The 18,731-nt window shown below is 61.6% G+C and carries 19 protein-coding genes; 13 read left to right on the forward strand and 6 right to left on the reverse strand.

Features of this window, described 5'->3' with window-relative positions:
• The first annotated feature begins 45 nt into the window (after positions 1 to 45).
• Both KCG45_RS05515 and KCG45_RS05520 read left to right on the forward strand, forming a co-directional pair.
• Positions 46 to 891 (forward strand): DUF1013 domain-containing protein, encoded by an 846-nt coding sequence (locus KCG45_RS05515; RefSeq protein ID WP_218316061.1) that lies wholly within the window; start codon positions 46 to 48, stop codon positions 889 to 891.
• Between the two features lie 119 nt (positions 892 to 1,010).
• A complete protein-coding gene (locus KCG45_RS05520; RefSeq protein ID WP_439648907.1) occupies positions 1,011 to 2,687 on the forward strand; it encodes a long-chain-fatty-acid--CoA ligase in 1,677 nt (558 codons plus the stop codon).
• Between the two features lie 84 nt (positions 2,688 to 2,771).
• On the opposite strand, the gene KCG45_RS05525 is transcribed toward KCG45_RS05520, so the two are convergent.
• Entirely contained in the window at positions 2,772 to 3,203 is a 432-nt protein-coding gene (locus KCG45_RS05525) for a bactofilin family protein (RefSeq protein WP_218316062.1), read from the reverse strand.
• Positions 3,204 to 3,207: 4 nt separating this feature from the next.
• Positions 3,208 to 4,317, reverse strand: a complete 1,110-nt coding sequence (locus KCG45_RS05530) for a M23 family metallopeptidase (RefSeq protein WP_218316063.1) — start codon at positions 4,315 to 4,317, stop codon at positions 3,208 to 3,210.
• 373 nt (positions 4,318 to 4,690) lie between these two features.
• Between KCG45_RS05530 and KCG45_RS05535 the strand changes: the two genes are divergently transcribed.
• The 9 genes from KCG45_RS05535 to KCG45_RS05575 all read left to right on the forward strand — a co-directional run bounded on the left by KCG45_RS05535 (position 4,691) and on the right by KCG45_RS05575 (position 12,377).
• Positions 4,691 to 5,968: a glutamate-5-semialdehyde dehydrogenase gene (locus KCG45_RS05535; protein WP_218316064.1), complete on the forward strand. Its 1,278-nt coding sequence runs from the start codon at positions 4,691 to 4,693 to the stop codon at positions 5,966 to 5,968.
• Positions 5,943 to 6,638 carry a nicotinate-nucleotide adenylyltransferase gene (locus tag KCG45_RS05540; RefSeq protein ID WP_218316065.1) on the forward strand — a complete coding sequence of 232 codons (696 nt, stop codon included), beginning with the start codon at positions 5,943 to 5,945 and terminating at the stop codon, positions 6,636 to 6,638. The genes KCG45_RS05535 and KCG45_RS05540 overlap by 26 nt, the downstream gene beginning before the upstream one ends.
• Before the next feature lie 156 nt (positions 6,639 to 6,794).
• Positions 6,795 to 7,157, forward strand: a complete 363-nt coding sequence (gene rsfS, locus KCG45_RS05545; RefSeq protein WP_255547964.1) for a ribosome silencing factor — start codon at positions 6,795 to 6,797, stop codon at positions 7,155 to 7,157.
• A 232-nt stretch (positions 7,158 to 7,389) separates the two neighbouring features.
• Positions 7,390 to 7,812, forward strand: coding sequence for a 23S rRNA (pseudouridine(1915)-N(3))-methyltransferase RlmH (locus KCG45_RS05550; protein WP_218316473.1), 423 nt, complete (start codon positions 7,390 to 7,392; stop codon positions 7,810 to 7,812).
• Positions 7,813 to 7,816: 4 nt separating this feature from the next.
• Positions 7,817 to 9,058, forward strand: coding sequence for a murein hydrolase activator EnvC family protein (locus KCG45_RS05555; RefSeq protein WP_369410738.1), 1,242 nt, complete (start codon positions 7,817 to 7,819; stop codon positions 9,056 to 9,058).
• A 160-nt stretch (positions 9,059 to 9,218) separates the two neighbouring features.
• Positions 9,219 to 10,556 (forward strand): S41 family peptidase, encoded by a 1,338-nt coding sequence (locus KCG45_RS05560; RefSeq protein ID WP_218316067.1) that lies wholly within the window; start codon positions 9,219 to 9,221, stop codon positions 10,554 to 10,556.
• Positions 10,557 to 10,575: 19 nt separating this feature from the next.
• On the forward strand, positions 10,576 to 11,046 hold the full coding sequence (locus KCG45_RS05565) for a disulfide bond formation protein B (RefSeq protein ID WP_218316068.1): 471 nt from the start codon (positions 10,576 to 10,578) through the stop codon (positions 11,044 to 11,046).
• Complete coding sequence (locus KCG45_RS05570; protein ID WP_218316069.1) at positions 11,043 to 11,564, forward strand: demethoxyubiquinone hydroxylase family protein; 522 nt, start codon at positions 11,043 to 11,045, stop codon at positions 11,562 to 11,564. Before KCG45_RS05565 ends, KCG45_RS05570 begins: the two co-directional genes overlap by 4 nt.
• Before the next feature lie 126 nt (positions 11,565 to 11,690).
• A complete protein-coding gene (locus KCG45_RS05575; protein WP_255547965.1) occupies positions 11,691 to 12,377 on the forward strand; it encodes a hypothetical protein in 687 nt (228 codons plus the stop codon).
• Between the two features lie 27 nt (positions 12,378 to 12,404).
• On the opposite strand, the gene KCG45_RS05580 is transcribed toward KCG45_RS05575, so the two are convergent.
• Positions 12,405 to 13,418: a GDP-mannose 4,6-dehydratase gene (locus tag KCG45_RS05580; RefSeq protein WP_218316070.1), complete on the reverse strand. Its 1,014-nt coding sequence runs from the start codon at positions 13,416 to 13,418 to the stop codon at positions 12,405 to 12,407.
• Positions 13,419 to 13,622: 204 nt separating this feature from the next.
• On the opposite strand from KCG45_RS05580, the gene KCG45_RS05585 reads away from it, so the two are divergent.
• Positions 13,623 to 14,933, forward strand: coding sequence for a UDP-glucose dehydrogenase family protein (locus KCG45_RS05585; RefSeq protein ID WP_218316071.1), 1,311 nt, complete (start codon positions 13,623 to 13,625; stop codon positions 14,931 to 14,933).
• A 21-nt stretch (positions 14,934 to 14,954) separates the two neighbouring features.
• Here the strand turns inward: KCG45_RS05585 and fabI are convergent, their stop codons facing one another.
• The 3 genes from fabI to KCG45_RS05600 are packed head-to-tail and all read right to left on the reverse strand — an operon-like array spanning position 14,955 to position 17,841.
• Entirely contained in the window at positions 14,955 to 15,779 is an 825-nt protein-coding gene (gene fabI / locus KCG45_RS05590; protein ID WP_218316072.1) for an enoyl-ACP reductase FabI, read from the reverse strand.
• Positions 15,776 to 16,834: a YihY/virulence factor BrkB family protein gene (locus tag KCG45_RS05595; protein WP_218316073.1), complete on the reverse strand. Its 1,059-nt coding sequence runs from the start codon at positions 16,832 to 16,834 to the stop codon at positions 15,776 to 15,778. Before KCG45_RS05595 ends, fabI begins: the two co-directional genes overlap by 4 nt.
• Before the next feature lie 8 nt (positions 16,835 to 16,842).
• On the reverse strand, positions 16,843 to 17,841 hold the full coding sequence (locus KCG45_RS05600; protein WP_218316074.1) for a DnaJ C-terminal domain-containing protein: 999 nt from the start codon (positions 17,839 to 17,841) through the stop codon (positions 16,843 to 16,845).
• A gap of 234 nt (positions 17,842 to 18,075) precedes the next feature.
• Here KCG45_RS05600 and pdxH point away from each other — a divergent pair, with 234 nt between their 5' ends.
• On the forward strand, positions 18,076 to 18,729 hold the full coding sequence (gene pdxH, locus KCG45_RS05605; protein ID WP_218316075.1) for a pyridoxamine 5'-phosphate oxidase: 654 nt from the start codon (positions 18,076 to 18,078) through the stop codon (positions 18,727 to 18,729).
• The last annotated feature ends 2 nt before the right edge of the window (positions 18,730 to 18,731 follow it).

Genomic DNA, 18,731 nt, shown 5'->3' on the forward strand with positions numbered 1-18,731 from the left:
GCCGCTCCGAAAGGGGCGGCCCTTCTATTTTTTACGGAGATTTCTATGGCTCAGGCCAAAACCCAGCCCACTCCGCTCATGCCGCACGCGACCGCCACCTGGCTGGTCGACCATACAGGCCTGTCGTTCGAACAGATTGCGGAGTTCTGTGGACTCCATCTGCTCGAAGTGCAGGCGATGGCGGACGATCTGGCGGGCAGCAAATACACCGGACGCGATCCGGTCCACGCCGGTGAACTGACGCTCGAGGAAATCGAGAAGGGTCAGGCGGACGAGAACTACACGCTCAAGATGCACAAGGCTCCGGTTGAAGTGACCCGGACCAAAGGTCCGCGCTATACGCCGGTTTCCAAACGTCAGGACAAGCCGGACGGCATCGCCTGGGTTCTGCGTAACCACCCGGAGGTTTCGGACGCGCAGATATCGAAACTGATCGGCACGACCCGCAACACGATCGGCGCCATTCGCGAACGCACGCACTGGAACATCCAGAACATCCAGCCGAAAGATCCGGTTACCCTGGGGCTTTGCTCCCAGCGTGAGCTCGACGCGGTCGTCGCCAAGGCGGCGAAACGCGCGGGTATCACTGAAGAGGTGCCTGAGCCGGTTGAAGGTGCGGATCAGCGCTCTGACAAGGATAAGCTGATCGAGGAATTGCAGGCCGAGCGCGAGGAAAACGTCAAGGCTGCTGCGCGGGCTGCACAGGAAGCCGAGGCCGAAGCGTGGCTCGCTGCGAAACGCGAAGCTGAAGAAAACGGTGTTGCTGTCGAACCGAATGAGGCGTTTGCTGCGTCGACCCCTGCACCCAGCGAGATCGATGACGGCGCAGGCACCGGGCAAGACGCGGCGGCCGAGACTGCCCCCGAGGACGACGACGCAAACAAGGAATAATCGCAATATCACCCCTGCGGATGCACCTGTTTTTGGTCATCCGCTCGGGCTTTGCGATTTCCCTTTCGATTTGGCGATGGGACGCGCAGTTTTGCTTGTACGGCAAAGCGTGATCCGCCATGCCTGCTGACATGTATGTCAATAATGCTTCGTACCATCACCCAAGGCCGTGGGATTCTGAATTCGAGCTGATGAGCTTGCCGCAAATGCTTGAACGCACGGCGGCTCACGATCCGTCAGCCCCGTTTCTGCACTTCCTCGGGCGCACGTATTCGTATGGCGAAATGCTTGCCGAAGCGAAGCGGTTTGCGGCGGGTCTTGCCGAGATGGGGATCGGTAAAGGCGACCGGGTCGGCCTGTTCCTGCCCAATGTTCCCATCTACGCCTCTGCCTATTACGGCGCGATGATGGCGGGTGCGATCGTCGTCAATTTCTCGCCGCTCTATTCGATCGATGAACTGGCCTGGCAAGTCGGCGACAGCGGTACCCGCGCGCTCGTGACGCTGGACGTGCCAGAGCTGTACGACACCGCATCGAAAGTGCTCGAAAGCTCTGAGCTGGAAACGCTGATCGTCGGGCGACTTTCCGACATGCTGCCGTGGATCAAGGGGACGGCGCTCAAGTTGCTGAAGCGCAGCCAGATCGCCAATGTCGCCTATTCGGATCGTATCCGCGCGTGGAAGGAATGCGCGCCGGACAAGACACCGCCCGTTACCGCAATCAATCCCGAGGAAGACCTCGCCCTGCTGCAATATACCGGTGGCACGACCGGGCGGCCCAAGGGCGCGATGCTCGGCCATAGCCAGCTGGTGATGAACGCGCAGCAGGTCGCGGCTCTCAACCCGGCCGACAATCCGCGCGAAGAAGTCTTCATGGGCGCGCTGCCATTCTTCCACGTGTTCGCCAACACCGCTTTGCTCAATCATGCCGTCGCAAGCGGGGGCGCTATCGCGATGGTCCCGCGGTTTGAGGCGAAGCAGGTGCTGAAGACCATCCAGAAGTACAAGACCACCGGCTTTCCCGGTGTGCCCACGATGTTTCAGGCGTTGCTCGATCATCCCGACCTCGCCAGGACAGACATGTCGTCGCTGAAGGTGTGCATTTCGGGCGGCGCGCCCATGCCTGCGCCTGTTCATGCCAAATTCGAAGAAGTGACCGGCGTTCGCGTGGTCGAGGGATATGGCCTCACCGAAAGTTCAGGCGTGGTTTCGGTCAATCCGTACGAAGGCACCCGCAAGAAAGGGACGATCGGCCAATTGGTTGCGCGCACGGAGATCGTGCTGCTCGACAAGGAAGATCCGACCAAGCTCGCGCCCGAAGGTGAACCTGGCGAACTCGCGATCCATGGCCCGCAGGTGATGCGCGGTTACTGGAATCGCCCGGAAACGCAGGCCGAGGTTTTCGTGACGCGCGGCAACAAGCAATATCTGCGCACCGGCGACGTCGCGGTGGTTGACCCGGACGGCTTTCTGGAAATCGTGGACCGGATCAAGGACATGATCTCGGTCGGCGGTTTCAAGGTCTTCCCGAGCGTCGTGGAAGACGTGATCCTCGAGCACGAAGCTGTGAAGGAGGCGCTCGTCATCGGCGTGCCCGACGATTATCTCGGTGAAGTTCCGCGCGTTTACATCACGCTGGAGCCGGATACCGACATGGGCGCCGATGCGCTCAAGGGGTGGCTCAACGACAAAGTCGGCAAGCATGAGCGCGTGGACAAGGTGGTGATCCGCGATGAACTTCCCAAGACGATCATCGGCAAGCTCGATCGCAAGGCTCTTCGCGCCGAAGTTCTCTGAGGCAGCGCACGGTACGAGCCAAACAAAAACGCCGCGTTCCCTTGTGAGGCCGCGGCGTTTTCGGTTGTTTCCAGATTGGCTGGATCAGGTCGCGATTTTCAGCTGGGCCTGATCGGCGTCGCCCTCTTTCGCAGGCTTGACGCTTTGGCGCGGGGCCTGAGCCGAACCACCGGTGCCTGCGGCGCTGCGGCGTGCATTCGGAGCAAAGCGTCCATCGACCTGAGCGCCTTGCTCGATGGTCAGTGCATCGTAGTGCACATCGCCTTCAATCCGGGCGCTTTTGAGGATCACGAGCTCTTTGGCCGTGATCGACCCGCTGACATGGCCTGCGAGACGAGCGGATTCGGCAGTGATCCCGCCGCTTACTTCGCTGCTTTCCCCCTGGACGAGCGAGGTGCATTTGATGTCGCCTTCGATCGATCCATCGACATGCAGGTCAGCAGAGGCGCTGATATTGCCTTCGATCTTGATGTCGGAGCCGATTACGGAAAAAGTCGAATTGTTACCGGAAGCCATAGGTTTACTCGCTGGGCGTTGAGGGGGCTGTGGATCGGACGGAACCGGATCCGCGGACTTCTTTGAGAACATCGGGGGCGGTCTCCAGGAATGGGCGCGGGTTCACCGCGCGGTTGTTGATGCGGACTTCGAAATGCAGGTGAGGTCCGGTCGATCGGCCGGTGCTACCCAGGCCGCCGATGGTTTCGCCTGCATCCACTTCCTGCCCGGCTTCCACATCGAAGCGGGACATGTGTGCATAACGCGTCATCATGCCATTTTCGTGGCGAATCTCGACGGTTTTGCCGAAACCGCCTTTCCGGCCGACGAAAGTGACGGTTCCTTTGGCAGCCGCAAAGATAGGCGAACCGCGCGCGCCCTTGAAATCGATCCCCTGATGCATCGCTCCTCGGCGCGTAAAGGGATCGCGGCGGAAACCGAAACTGGACGTTATTTTCTCAATGCTGGCCGGCACGACCTGAGGAATGCCCTCGAGCGCGCGTTCCAGCGCGTTCATCCGCGCAAGGCTGAGACCGAGGCGTTCGAAGCGTGGATCGACCGAACCGTCAGCCGACGTCGCGAGCACTTCCAGCGGACCACCGACGCCGCTCTGCCGTTCGACATTGCGAGCGAGCGCGGCAGGATCGAGATCAAGCTTGCGCATCGCGGCCTCGGCGCGCTTGGCGCGGGCATCGGCGAAGCGGGTGAGGCGCTCGACCAGCGCGATCTGGCGCGCTTCGATCTTCGCGAGGCCCAGAGCTTGCGGGATCATCGCGCCGACTTTCTCGACTGTTTCGGCAGTCTCTGCCGACGAATCGGTCACATTGGTGTTGGTTTCACGAATGTCATCCGGCAGCATTTGCGCCATTTCTTCGAGAAAACTTTGCTTGATGGTGAGCTCGTCGACCACCCGGTTCAGATCGTTGCCATAGACATCGAGCCGTTCCTGCGCCGTGGCAACGCGCGCCTTTTCATCTTGGAAAGAGGCAAGGTCGGCTTCGGCGCGGTACTGGTTGAAGGCCATTACGCTCATCGATGCGCCCCAGATCAGCGCAAAAGCGGCTACACCGCCAGCAGATGCCATCTGCACTCGCGACGATATCTTGATGAAGCGGACCTGACCCTGAGAGCGCATGAAGAACTCTCGATCAGGAAACCATTCACGGAGGCGTTCCCCCCACGACCGTGTGGACTGTTTATCTGACAATTCGACCCCGGATTTCTTTTCGTATTTGCGATCCGAGGATGTGGCTATCAACCGATTTGGACCGGGTCGAATCAGAGTGTTAACGCCAACGGCGAAACGATGCGAAATCGGGATGAAACGTGCTTATCGGTGAAAATACTTGGATTTGAGGCTGGAACCAAAGCGCTCTGGTGACGTTTGCGCGCAATTTTTGTGCGCTGCCTGAAACGAATCGAGCGCGACGGAGCCAACTTGGCCCATCGCCTCGGCAAGCACGCAATTTCGATTGACCTCCCGATCAAGCCTCCACAGTAATGACGTCATGTCTGCACAATCAGCAACCGAAGCATTGACGCCAGAGAACCTGATCGCCGATATGGCGGTTTCAGCGCAGGCGGCGCAGCGCGACCTCGCGGCCATGCCGAGCGCTGCACGCGCCAATGCGCTGCGGCTCGCGGCAAGGCACCTTCTGGATAATCGCAACGCCATCCTCGAGGCCAATTCACGCGATCTCGCGGCGGGCCGGGAGCGCGGCCTTTCGAAGGCGATGCTCGACCGGCTGATGCTCGATGACGCACGCCTCAAAGCGGTTTCCGCCGGTGTTGCGGCTGTCGCGGATCTGCCCGACCCGGTGGGCGAGATCATCGACGAATCGTTGCGGCCCAATGGGCTTCGGTTATCTCGGATACGCGTGCCGATCGGCACCATCGGCATAATCTATGAGAGCCGCCCCAATGTCACCGCCGACGCGGCCGCGCTGTGCGTTCGCTCCGGCAATGCGGCGCTCTTGCGCGGCGGGAGCGAGGCCGTGCATTCCAACCGTGCGATCCTGTCCGCTTTCGTCTCCGGATTGGAGGAAGGCGGCGTGCCGGGAACGGCGGTGCAATTGGTCCCGACGCAGGACCGCGCAGCAGTGGGCGCGATGCTCACCGCTTCCGGGCTGATCGACATGATCGTACCGCGCGGCGGCAAAAGCCTGGTACAGCGGGTGCAGGCCGATGCCCGCGTGCCGGTACTCGCCCACCTCGATGGCATCTGCCACACCTATATCCATTCTGCCGCCGACCCGGGGATGGCGAAAGCGCTCGCTCTCAACGCAAAATTGCGCCGCACCGGCATTTGCGGAGCGATGGAGACCCTGCTGATCGACGCGAATTTTCCTGATGCGCAGGGACTTGTCGGTGCATTGCTCGACCAAGGTTGCGAATTGCGCGGCGATGCGAGCATCCAGGCGCTCGACGACAGGGTGATCCCCGCCAGCGCTAACGATTGGGACACCGAATATCTCGACGCCGTTCTGTCCGTCGCTGTGGTCGGCGGGCTGGATGACGCCATGGCTCATATCGCGCGCCATTCCTCAGCGCATACCGATGCCATCGTGACGTCGGACGATGGGGCAGCGGAGCATTTCCTATCCCGCGTCGACAGCGCGATCGTGATGCACAATGCGTCTTCGCAGTTTGCCGATGGCGGGGAATTTGGCCTTGGCGCGGAAATAGGAATCGCGACCGGACGCCTCCATGCGCGCGGCCCCGTCGCGCTTGAAGGGCTGACCACGTATAAATGGCTGGTGCGTGGCACCGGCCAGGCGCGGCCGTGATACCGGCCTTGCGCGGAGAAGCACTCTGATCCGAACCGGCCTTCTCGGCGGCAGTTTCAACCCCGCGCATGGCGGTCACAGGCGGATCACGCGCTTTTCAATGGCCGCGCTCGGCCTGGATGAGGCGTGGTGGCTGGTTTCGCCCGGCAACCCGCTTAAGCCCAAGGCTGGCATGGCCCCTCTTGCTGCTCGGCTGAGATCGGCACAGGCGCAGGCGCGGCGCGCTCCGATCGTGCCCACGGCAATCGAGCAGTCGCTGGGCACGCGCTACACTGTGGATACCCTGAGGAAGCTGCAGAACCGCTATCCCAAGCGCGAATTCGTGTGGCTGATGGGGTCCGATAACCTTGCCGAATTCCACAAGTGGCGGCGCTGGCGCGACATAGCGCGGACAATGCCGATTGCGGTCATCGCCAGGCCCGGCTATAATGCTGATGCCTTGGCGAGCCCCGCCATGGCCTGGTTCAGGCGCTATACGGTGCCTGCCTCCAGTTTCAGGGAAAAGGGGCAATGGAGCGCACCGGCGCTGGTGTTTTTGCGTTTCGATCCTGATCCACGTTCGGCCACGGCCATTCGCCGTGCCAATGCGGATTGGGCATCCGAATATCGAGACGTCCCGGTTCGCGATCGGCTGACTTTCCGGACAATCCGCACGAGCGAGGGTTCATGAGGCGCGCTGACAGCGCTTTCATCGATATTCTTGCCAAACGGCCTGCCGATCCCCATTTTTGCTCAACAATATGGAGACTTATACTGGCCTATGACACAGGCACATACAGCGGCGGCTGCAACCGGCGCTTCAAAATCCGTTCAGGCGGCACAGTCCATGGCTGCTGACATGAGCGAACACGAACTGCACGATCTGGTGATGACCCAGCTTGACGATGATCAGGCGCAGGACATCGTTTCGATCCCACTCGAGGGCAAGAGCTCTATCGCCGATCACATGGTGATTGCGAGCGGTCGTTCCACGCGTCAGGTCGCGGCGATGGCGCAGAAACTCGCCGAGAAGGTGAAGCATGCAGGCCATGGCCCGGTTCGGGTCGAAGGTCTGCCGCAGGCTGACTGGGTCTTGATCGACGCAGGCGACGTCGTTGTGCACCTGTTCCGCCCCGAAGTGCGCAGCTTTTACAACCTCGAGCGCATGTGGTCGTTCGAAGGCGGCGTGGCGCAGCAGGGCAGGGCGTAGTCTTCTTTTCGCAGCCCATCCGGGCTGCGGGATCCTCGGGCCTGCCGGCTCTGCGACCAAGCCTGATTTCTGGGATGGCTCAATGTCGCAGGCGTCGCAAGCCCCGCGCGGGCGTCCGCAGCGATGCGGACTTCAGGCCGCGTGAGCGAGGAATTCGCGCCTTGAATGGCGTGCACGAGCAAAGACAGCTCGCAGATGCCAGTCTCACCTGAATTAGCCGGGGTCACTCTCTATCCTCCTCCATATCATCGCTCGCGGAAAGATTGCCCGATCGCCGGAGGCAGAGCTGGTCGCGCGCTATGAGAAGCGCCTGACCTGGCCGGTCAAACTCACCGAGCTTCCCGAAACCGGCGGGCGCACTCCCGATCCGCAAACCCCTTTCAAGACGGTGCTGCTGGATGAGCGCGGAAAGGCGCTTTCATCGGAAAAATTCGCCAATGCTCTCGGTCGCTGGCGCGATGACGGGATGCGAGAGGCGCGCTTTGTCCTCGGCGCTGCCGATGGCCATACCGCCGCAGATCGTGCCGAGGCTGACCTGCTGCTCGCCTTCGGACCCGCGACCTGGCCGCACCTGCTCGCCCGCGCCATGCTTATGGAACAGCTCTACCGCGCGACAAGCATTCTTGCAGGACATCCCTATCATCGGGCAGGGTGATGCCGTGACGAACCGCATCCTCATTCTTGGCGCGCTTACGGGCGCACTGCTTGTCGCGGTCGTGCCAATGAGCGCGGCGCAGCGCGATGTTGGCATCATGGACCCTGGCGAAGCGCAGGCCCAGCTCGAGCGGGCGACGCGCGAAAGCCAGCGCGCGCAGGCCCGTTCCGCGCGTCTGGCCCGGCAGGCTGACGCCGCGAGCGAAGCCGCGGAGAAAACAGCCCGCGAAGCTGCGTCCATCGCCGCTCAGATACAACGCGCCGAGGCCGAGATCGCTGCGACCCGCGCCCGGTTTTCGCTTGCGCGGACGGACCGCGCGGCCATCGCTGCAAGGCTTGCCGAGAGGCAGCAGCCATTGGCGCGCCTGACGGGCGCCTTGCAGACCGCCGCGCGCCGCCCGCTCGCGCTCTCGGCGCTGCAACCGGGTTCGTTGAAAGAGCTGGTATACGTACGCGCTGTTCTCGATAGCGCAGTGCCGCAGATCCGCGCTCGGACTGCGGCGCTTCGTGGTGACCTCGACCAAGTCAAAAGGCTCGAACAATCTGCTGCCGATGCGCTGGAGGCACTCGGCCAGAACGAGCAGACCCTGCAATCCCGCCGGGAAGAACTGGCCGAGCTCGAAACGCGTCAACGCCTCGCCTCGCGACAGGCTCGCGGCACCGCCTCACGGCAAGCCGAAAGGGCGTTGGCGCTGGCTGAGGAAGCGCGCGATCTCGATGGATTGATGAGTCGGATCGACGATGCCGCCAGCCTGCGCGCCGAACTCGCTTCATTGCCCGGACCGGTGATGCGCCCTGCCAGTCTGGGAAACGGCCGCGCTGCGATCGCAAGCTCTACCCCCGATCCCGCTCCCTCGGCATCGCCGACGACCGCCACCGCTCCGCCGCAGGATTTTCAGTTGCCTGTGCAAGGCCGCACACTCGCCGGGTTCGGCGCGCTGCGAGAAAGCGGCCTGCGCAGCACCGGGCTTTCGCTCGGCCCGGTTCCGGGCGCGCAGATTGTCGCCCCGGCAAGCGGACGCGTCGTCTTTGCCGGACCGTATCGTGGATATGGGCGCATCGTCATCATCGAACATGCGGGTGGCTGGACAAGCCTCGTTACCGGGCTTGAGCGCACGACCGTCGAGGTCGGAGATAGCGTGATCGGAGGCAGCCCGCTGGGTTCCGCAAGCAGGCAGGATCCCTCGATCACGCTCGAGCTCAGGCGGGAAGGCGAACCGGTCAATCCCCTGCAATTCCTCGGATAGCGCCCGCACCGCGCGTCTCGAGCTGCGATGGCCGCGTAACTATTGGTGTGCGGCACCCGAATTGACCCGTGTCGGGACGGGTTGTGCGCTCGCAGACTGTTATCTGGCGTTCAGCCGCGCGCTGATATACAAATGTGTTCTTGAAGGAGCCGAATTGCCCATGAAAGTTGCTGCATTCCTGCGCAGCGCCGCACTCGTCACCGCGGTCGCTCTCATCCCCGCCACCACCGCCACGATGGCCCAGGTCGATGGCCGCGCCGGACCCGAATTCTCCAAAGTATTCGCGGTCTATCAGCGTATCCAGGCGAGCTATGTCGAACCGGTTGAGGACGAGGTGCTGATTCGCGGGATGATCGACGGAATGCTGGGCGCGCTCGATCCGCATTCGGGCTATCTCGACGGGAGCGATCTCCAACGTCTCGAAACCATGATCGACGGCAATTATTCGGGCCTCGGCCTGTCCGTTCTGATGGAAGACGGCGCGGTCAAGGTGATCTCTCCGTTCAAAGGCAGCCCGGCTGACAAACAGGGTATCAAGGCGGGGGATTTCATCACTCATCTCGATGGCAAGCTGATCTATGGCGGCGATCTCGACGATGCGGTTGCGCAGATGCGCGGCAAGGCCGGGACGTCGATCCAGCTGACGATTTTCCGCCCCGGGCGCGATGAGCCCTTCGAAGTCGACGTGACCCGCGGCGTAATCGAGCTCGAGCCGGTAACGCATGAGCTCGCCGCCGGGAATGTGGGCGTCATCACAGTCAATGAGTTTTCCGCCGATGTCGGTGCGGACGTGTTCAATGCGTGGACCAAAATCCAGGAAGAGGCGACGGGACGTGTGAGCGGCCTCGTGCTCGATCTTCGTTCCAATCCTGGCGGTTCGCTCGATGAGGCGGTGGCCCTGTCCGACCTGTTCCTCGACGAGGGCCGGATCGTGTCGCAGCGCGGCCGTGCTCGCGGCGAAACCCTGCTTTACGATGCGGAGACGGTGTTCCGCGGCGATATGGCCGACGGTCTGCCGCTGATCGTGTTGATCGATGCGGGCTCGGCCTCGGCTTCCGAGATCGTCGCAGGCGCGCTGCAGGATCACCGCCGCGCGCTGGTCATGGGTGAGCGCAGCTTTGGCAAGGGCAGCGTCCAGTCGCTGCTGCCGCTCGGCCGCGATGCTGCGCTCAAGCTGACAACTGCACGCTATTATACGCCGAAAGGCGCGTCCGTGCAGGAAGGCGGTATCAAGCCTGACATCACGGTGCCTCAGCTGTCCGATCCTGACCTTGCGCTGCGGGCGAAGTATCAGACGCGCGAAAGCGACCTTCGCGGGCACCTCATCAACGAACTCGGCATCAAGGATGAGGAGCTGGAATCCGACGAGATCGACGATCCGCGCTTCAAACTGACGTCCGAACAGCTCGAGGAGCAGGGGATCGAGGATTTCCAGCTACACTATGCGCTCGAAACGTTGCGCCGCACGACGAAGAGTTCTGTGGCGCTGCGCAAGTAACCGCCCTAGATAGCGGCGCATGATGGATGTGAAGCAGGCAAGGCTGCTCGCCGTGGCGATCCCTGCGGGATTGCTGGGCGGAGCATATGTCTCCGAATATGTGTTCGGACTGTTCCCGTGCGAGATGTGCTGGTGGCAGCGTTACCCCCACTTCGCCGCCCTAGGCGCAGGGCTTTTCGCCTATTTCCTGAAACCTCCGCGTGTCTGGATCGCACTGGCAGGTCTTGCGATCCTGACATCGGGCCTGATCGGTGGCTTTCACGCCGGGGTCGAATATGGCTGGTGGGAAGGTATCACCAGTTGCGCAACTCTCAGCGGGCCGGTCGATGTGATGAACCCTTCCGCAGCGCCGCTGATCCGTTGCGATGTCGCGCCGTGGAGCCTTTTCGGGATTTCGCTGGCCGGGTGGAATTTTCTTATTTCGACCCTCGGCGGGATCGCTGTGCTCGGCTTGAGCGTTATGGGTACAGGAAGCGAGAAACGACTATGAAACGCGGTGAACTCCACCGGATGATCCGGGTCGACCAGGCCGGCGAATTCGGCGCGACGCGCATTTACGAAGGTCAGCTCGCCGTGATGGGCGATCGCGGCCCGCATTCTGCGGAAATCCGCCACATGGCCGAACAGGAAGAGGGCCACCGCGCGCGCTTTGATGAATTGCTTGCCAAGCGCGGCGTTCGCCCGACCGCGCTGCACCCGTTCTGGTCGGCAGCGGGATACGCGCTGGGCGCGGGAACGGCCTTGCTCGGTCCGGAAGCAGCCATGGCCTGCACCGCGGCAGTCGAGGAGGAAATCGACAAGCATTATTCCGAGCAGCTGGATCGGCTGGCCGAAACCGGGACCGAACCCGAACTTGCCGCGATGATCGCGGAGTTTCGCGAAGACGAGCGCGCGCATCGCGATGCCGCGCTTGCCAATGGTGCCGAGAAAGCGCCGGCCTATCCACTGCTGTCGGGCGCGATCCGGCTGGGCTGCAAGATCGCGATCAAGGTCAGTGAGCGGGTCTGAGGAAACGCGGTGTCCGGCCAAGGCGGAAACTGCCCCAATTCACGATCAATTCACGGGCGTGTAACTATCTGGCCGGAAATGATAGAATACAGTGTGAGCATGGGCTCCAACAGAGGATGACTACCAATGACCAAGCTGCTTAGCGCAACCCTTTTGGCCACAGGCGTGTCATGCGCTGCAATGCTGGCAGCAGTACCCGCCGCCGCGCAGAGCGAGCCTGGTGACAAGGTCAACATGGTCATCGCCTACGACGAAAGCGAATGCCCCGAAGCCAGCGAAGGCGAAATCGTCATTTGCGAGATCCTCGTCGAGGCCGACCGCTACCGCATCCCGAGCAATCTGCGTCAGAGCAGCTCACCGGAAAACACCGCTTGGGCGAAACGGGTCGAAAGCATCCGCTATCTCGGCGATTTCGGTGAAATGTCGTGCGATCCGGCTGGAGCAGGCGGCTTTACGGGCTGCACTCAGCAATTCATCGATGCCGCTTACCGCGACCGCGCAGAAGGCGAGAACATCCGCTTTGGCCGCCTCATCAACGAAGCGCGTGAAGAACGTCTTTCGACCATCGATCAGGATGCCGCTGCCGAACAAAGCCGGGTCGAGCAGATTGAGCGTGAATATCTGGAGCGCCTCGAGCGTGAGCGGCAGGGACCGGTTCCAGGTGAATTCGATCCTACGCTGACCCCGCCTCCAATCGATGAGGAAGCGCGCCAAATCCCGGCTGAGCCGTCGAAAGACGGCCCATTCGACGATGGTGATGAAGAGCTGGTCCCACTCGACGCAGCGCCGCCCGCTGAATTGCCTGGCAGCTAAGCCCGCTACCCGGCTCAGGCCGCCACTCTAAACCCGGTAATAGTCGCGGTACCATGCGATGAATTTGCCGACTCCGTCGTAAACGCTGGTTTTCGGTGCGTATCCGGTCAGCTCGCGCAATAAGGTCGCATCGGCCCAGGTCGCGGGCACATCGCCTTTCTGCATCGGCACGAAGTTTTTCACCGCCTCGCGCCCGCAATGCTCCTCCAGCGCTGTGACGAAGTCCATCAGGCGGACCTTGTCATTATTCCCGATATTGACGATGCGGTACGGGGCCGCGGGCGAAAGGCTGTCCCACTCCGCGATATCACCTGCGCTTTCCGGTCGATCGGGCGGTGTGTCGATCAACAGCCGAATGCCTCGCACGAGATCGGTGACATAGGTGAAGTCCCGATGCATCTCGCCGTTGTTGTAGATATCGATCGGCGATCCCTCGAAAATACCCTTGGCAAACTTGATTGGTGCCATGTCGGGCCGCCCCCACGGCCCATAGACCGTGAAGAAACGGAACATCGTGATCGGCAGGTTCCACAAATGGGCGTAGGAATGGCCCATCGCTTCGTTCGCCTTCTTTGTCGCCGCATAAAACGTCAGCGGCGTATCGCATTTGTCCTGTTCGCTGAACGGCATGTCTTCGTTCGCGCCGTAGACCGAGCTGGTGGACGCCATCAGCAGGTGATCCACGCGCAGCTCGCGCGCGCATTCCATCACGTTGAATGTGCCGACCAGGTTGGATTGGACGTAGGCGCGCGGATTTTCGAGACTGTACCGCACACCCGCCTGGCCGGCGAGATGGACGATCGCATCGGGCTTTTCAGCCATGGCAAGAGCATGCAACGCCTCGAAGTCTTCGAGCATCCCGATATTCGCGCTGAAATGCTGGTTCTGCATCAGGTTCTGATGCCGCCGCTCTTTCAGGCGGACATCGTAGTAATCGGTCATTCCGTCATAGCCGACAACCCTGAATCCCTCATCGAGGAGCAGCTGCGACAAGTGATAGCCGATAAATCCGGCCGATCCCGTGATGAGAATAGTGCGCAAAATTGGCCCCTAGCCGAAAAGGAATGTGATTGCTTGAAGCGTCCGACTGTCACTCCGCGCCGCAGACTGTCAATACGGCACAAGGTGCGCTTGTCGTTATTGCGGCGCCGCGGGTCCAAACGGGTGGACAAGCGGGTGCCTGGCTCTAATTAGGCCGGTTTGGATCAAGGCTCGGCTCTGCGCGCCGACGGAGGATGAGAAGCGATGAAAATTGCCATGGTTGGCTCGGGCTATGTCGGCCTCGTTTCGGGCGCGTGTTTTGCAGATTTCGGGCATGACGTCGTCTGCATCGACAAGGATCAAAGCAAGATCGACCGCCTGCATGATGGCATTATGCCGATTTACGAGCCCGGTCTGGATTCGCTGGTCGAGAGCAATATGCGCAGCGGACGGCTCAGCTTCACGACGTCGCTTTCCGAAGGGATCAAGGGGGCCAGCGCCATCTTCATCGCGGTGGGCACGCCGAGCCGCCGCGGGGATGGTCACGCCGACCTCACCTACGTCTATCAGGTGGCCGAGGAGATTGGCGAAAACCTGTCGAATGATGCGGTGATCGTGACGAAATCAACCGTGCCCGTCGGCACCGGCGACGAGGTCGAGCGGATTATCGCCGACACGGGGACCAGCCACAAATTCGCGGTCGTCTCCAACCCTGAGTTTCTTCGCGAAGGCGCAGCCATCGGCGACTTCAAGCACCCTGACCGGATCGTGATCGGCACCGAGGATGATTTTGGCCGTGAGGTCATGCGCGAAGTCTATCGCCCGCTATTCCTGAACGAATCGCCGATCCTTTTCGTCGACCGGCGCACCAGCGAGCTGATCAAATATGCCGCCAATGCTTTCCTGGCGACGAAGATCACCTTCATCAACGAAATGGCTGATCTTTGCGAAAAAGTCGGCGCGAATGTTCAGGATGTCAGCCGCGGGATCGGGATGGATGGCCGGATCGGGCCGAAATTCCTGCATGCCGGCCCCGGCTATGGCGGATCGTGCTTTCCCAAGGACACGCTCGCTTTGCTCAAGACCGCAGAGGACTACGACAGTCCAACGCGGATCGTCGAGGCCGTCGTGAAGGTCAATGACAGCCGCAAACGCGCAATGGGCCGCAAGGTCCTCGACGCGCTGGGCGGGCTTGAGGAAGCACGCGGCAAGAAAGCCGCGCTGCTCGGTCTGACGTTCAAGCCAAATACGGACGACATGCGCGATTCGCCGGCGATTGCTGTGGCCCAGACGCTGATCGATGCCGGCGTGGAAGTCAGCGCGTATGATCCTGAAGGCATGGAAATCGCCAAGCCACTGATGCCCGAAGTGACGATGTGCGCCGACCCTTACGAAGCCATCAAGGACGCCGATGCGACAGTCATTGTGACGGAATGGGATGCGTTTCGTGCGCTGGATCTGGTCAAGATGAAGGAAACCGCGAAAGCGCCTGTCCTCGTTGATCTGCGCAACATCTACACCCCTGCGGATGTTCGCGCTGCCGGTTTCGAATATTCGAGCGTCGGCCGAGGCTAGCGTGGCCTCGTTGCCGCGCCTTTAATCGAGCGCAATGTCGGGCGCGTCTTCCTGTTTCATCCCGACGATATGGTACCCGCCATCGACGTGATGGGTTTCGCCAGTGACGCCCGATGACAGGGCGGAGCAGAAATAAAGCCCCGCCCCGCCGACATCGCCGATCGTGATGTTGCGGCGCAATGGCGTGTTCAGCTCGTTCCATTTCAGGATGTAGCGGAAGTCGCCGATGCCGCTCGCCGCCAGCGTTTTTACAGGCCCCGCACTGATGGCGTTCACCCGGATTCCGCGCGGACCCAGATCGTTGGCGAGGTATTTGACGCTCGTCTCCAGTGCGGCCTTCGCGACGCCCATCACGTTGTAGTGGGGGATCACTTTTTCCGAACCATAATAGGTCAGCGTCACGATGCTGCCGCCGCCGGTGCCGTCTTCATTGATGGGCGGCATCATTTCCGCCGCGCGCTTGGTCACGGCGACCAGCGAATAGGCCGAGATGTTCATCGTCATCAGGAAATTGTCGAGGCTGGTATCGACATACTTGCCGCGCAGCTCGTTCTTGTCGGAAAACCCGATGGCGTGGACCACGAAGTCGATCGTGTCCCACCGCTCTTTCAGGGTGGCGAAGGCCGCATCGAGCGAATCCATGTCGGAGACGTCACATTCGAACGTAAAATCGCTGCCGAGCTGTTCGGCGAGCGGCTTCACCCGCTTCGCCAGCGCGTCTCCTTGGTAGGAAAACGCCAGTTCAGCGCCATTCTCGGCCAGCTGCTTGGCAATTCCCCAGGCCAGCGACTTGTCGTTCGCAAGGCCCATGATCAGCCCGCGTTTGCCCTGCATCAGATCGCTCATGCCGTTTCCTCCTGCTCACAGCCTTCTTCCGTGGACGCCTCGTGGCAATCGTCCGGTTCGGCGAGTGCGGCGTTCAATTCGGCACCGATAACCAGTCCCAGCCCAACGAGCCAGAAAAACAGCAGCGCGATGATGATGCCGGCGAGACTGCCATAGGTCAGGTCGTAGGTGAAGAATCGTCCGAGCACTGCGGGCAGCGCGGTTGTGACGCTCAGCCACCAGATTGCGGTAAACAAAGCGCCGGGCCACTTTGGATAGCGGCGCGGACGATATTCGCTTGGCGTAAGGGTGTAGAACAGCAGGTACAATGATCCTGCAAGACCCAGAGCAGGCACTATGCGGGTGACGCGCAGAGTCGTGACCGCTTCGTTGAGTTGCGGAAAGCGGGCGTCGATCACCTGCTGTGCGGCCCCGATGGTGACCGTTGCGAATAGCGACACCATGAGCAGGATGACCGCCCCGAGGATGAGACCGGCGGAAAACAGGCGATACTTCCAGAAAGCGTGGCTCGCCTTGGTCCCGTAAGCACGCCGCAATATGTCGCGGATGGTCTCGATAAGGCTCGACACCGTCCACAAAGCCACTGCGACACCCAGCCATAGCAACCAGCCGGAACGCGCATCCACAACCTCTGATGCAACTGGCCCGATGACGCGCGCCACCGTCGGCGGCATGGAAAGCAGCACAGCGTCGATCATCATGCGGCGTTCTTCGACCTCGCCGATCAGCTGGAACACGGCCCCGCTGATGATGAAGAACGGGAAGATTGCCAGCATCGACAGGTAGGCGAGGTTGCCTGCGTGGATGAAGCCATCGTTATATGTGCCATGCGCCGTGCGCTTGACGACTTCGAATGCCCGCGTGCCCGGCCCCATCGGACCGGCAGCAGCCGATAGCGCAGCGCGCCAGTCCGGCAATTGCCTGTCAACCGACGCGCCCGAAGTGAGGTGTGCTGGCTGCGCCAAGCTCCGACGCCGCTTCATCCGGCGCGCTTCCGGTGAAAGCGAGCGGACTTCGCGTTCGGCTGGGGTTGGAAGGTCGGCGGGAGCGATCATTCAGAACATTACAGTCCGAATTTGTCGCGCGGTTCCGCCGGATCCGTCCAGTCGCCCAGCTTGCCTTTCAGCTCGGAGAGATCGCTGGGCAGCTGAATTTCCAGGGTGACCAACTGGTCGCCGCGTTCCGGCCTGCCGTCTTTGCCCTTCGCTCCCTTCTTGCTCCAGCCTTTCCCGGCAAGGCGCATCACGGTGCCGCCATTGGTTCCAGCCTTGATTGTCAGCATCACGGGGCCATCGACGGTGGGGCATTTGACTTTTGCGCCGTGGATCGCTTCGTCGAGCGTGATCGGCAAATCCATCCGGATATTATCGCCATCGCGGCGAAAGAACGGATGGCCTCCAACTTCAACGACGACGAGCCCGTCCCCGTCCCCGCCGGGTCCGGCATGTCCTTTACCCTTGAGCCGCATTTGCGTGCCGTCTTCGACCCCGCCAGGCAATTTGAGGTCGATCGTTTTGCCGTCCGCTAGGGTGATGCGCTGATCGCGGCCGGCGGCTGCGTCGACGAAGGGGACTGCAAGACGGTACTGGATATCGGCTCCGCGCTTTTTCGGAGGAGGCGGGCGCTGACCGAAACCGCGCCTTGTGCTGCCCGCGCCGCTGGCGGGGCGTGCTCTACCTCCGCCAAACAGCCCTTCGAACAGGTCGCCCAAATCCATCTCGTCCGGGTTAATCCCGCCAAATTCGGCGTCACGGAACCCGCCTGGAGGTGGTCCGCCGGGACGTCCGCCATATCCACCGCGGCCGAATCCGCCGCCCATTCCGGCAAATGGATTGAGAGGATTTCCTTCAGCGTCGATTTCGCCGCGATCGAACTGGGCCCGCTTATCCTTGTCGGCGAGGATATCGTACGCCTTGGTCACGTCCGAAAACCTATCGGCCGCTTTCGGATTGTCCTTGTTCTTGTCGGGGTGAAGCTCTTTCGCGAGCTTACGGTACGCGCTCTTGATCTCCTTTTCGGAAGCCGTGCGCGCAACACCCAGAGTTTTATAAGGATCGCCCATGGCGTGTTAGCTAGGTGAGGCACCGCGCGGGCGCAAGGCTGTCGTTCGGAGTCGCTGTCAGCCGTGCATCTTTCCTACCCGGCGAAGCGCGCCTAAGGACGCCCGGATGACGCGCGATTGCCAACCCTTGGATGCCTCGAAACAGGAACCGTGCGTGGGCGCGCGACTTTCCTTACCAGGACCGTGTAACATGCGGTCCATGTCTCCCCCATACCGCGCGAATGGAACGACACAATGACCGACCTTGAAAGCCTCGATCAGGCCCAGCTGGCTGGCAGCATGATCCCGGAGGGAGCCGATCCCTTCGCGTTGTTCGATGAATGGTTCGCGCTCGCGAAGGAAAGCGAGCCCAACGATCCGAACGCGATGGCACTGGCAACCGCTACCCCGGACGGCGCGCCATCTGTGCGGATGGTTCTGCTTAAGGGGCACGGTGCGGAGGAAGGGGGCTTTACCTTCTTCACCAATGCGCACAGCCGCAAGGGCGAGGAAATCCGCGCCAATATGCGCGCGAGCCTGCTGTTCCACTGGAAGAGCCAGCGCCGCCAGATTCGCATCGAAGGCGCCTTGGCCGAGGTCTCGCGCGAAAGGGCCGACGCGTACTTCCATTCGCGTCCTTACAAAAGCCAGGTCGGCTCGGCGGCGAGCGATCAGTCGCGTCCGCTGGAAGACCGGCAGGACTATCTGGACCGGGTGAAGGACATGTGGGCCCGCCATGAAGAGGCGGGCGAGGTGCCGCGCCCCGAGCATTGGACAGGTTTCACTTTGAAGCCTGAAAGAATTGAATTCTGGATGGATCGGGACAACCGGCTGCATGATCGCCGCCTGTTCACGCTGGAGGGTGCGGGCGATGCCGTGGGCTGGTCCGACACGCTCCTCTATCCATGAGG

Origin of the sequence: Erythrobacter ani, from assembly GCF_019204025.1 — a bacterium.
GTDB classification, from domain to species: Bacteria; Pseudomonadota; Alphaproteobacteria; order Sphingomonadales; family Sphingomonadaceae; genus Erythrobacter; species Erythrobacter ani.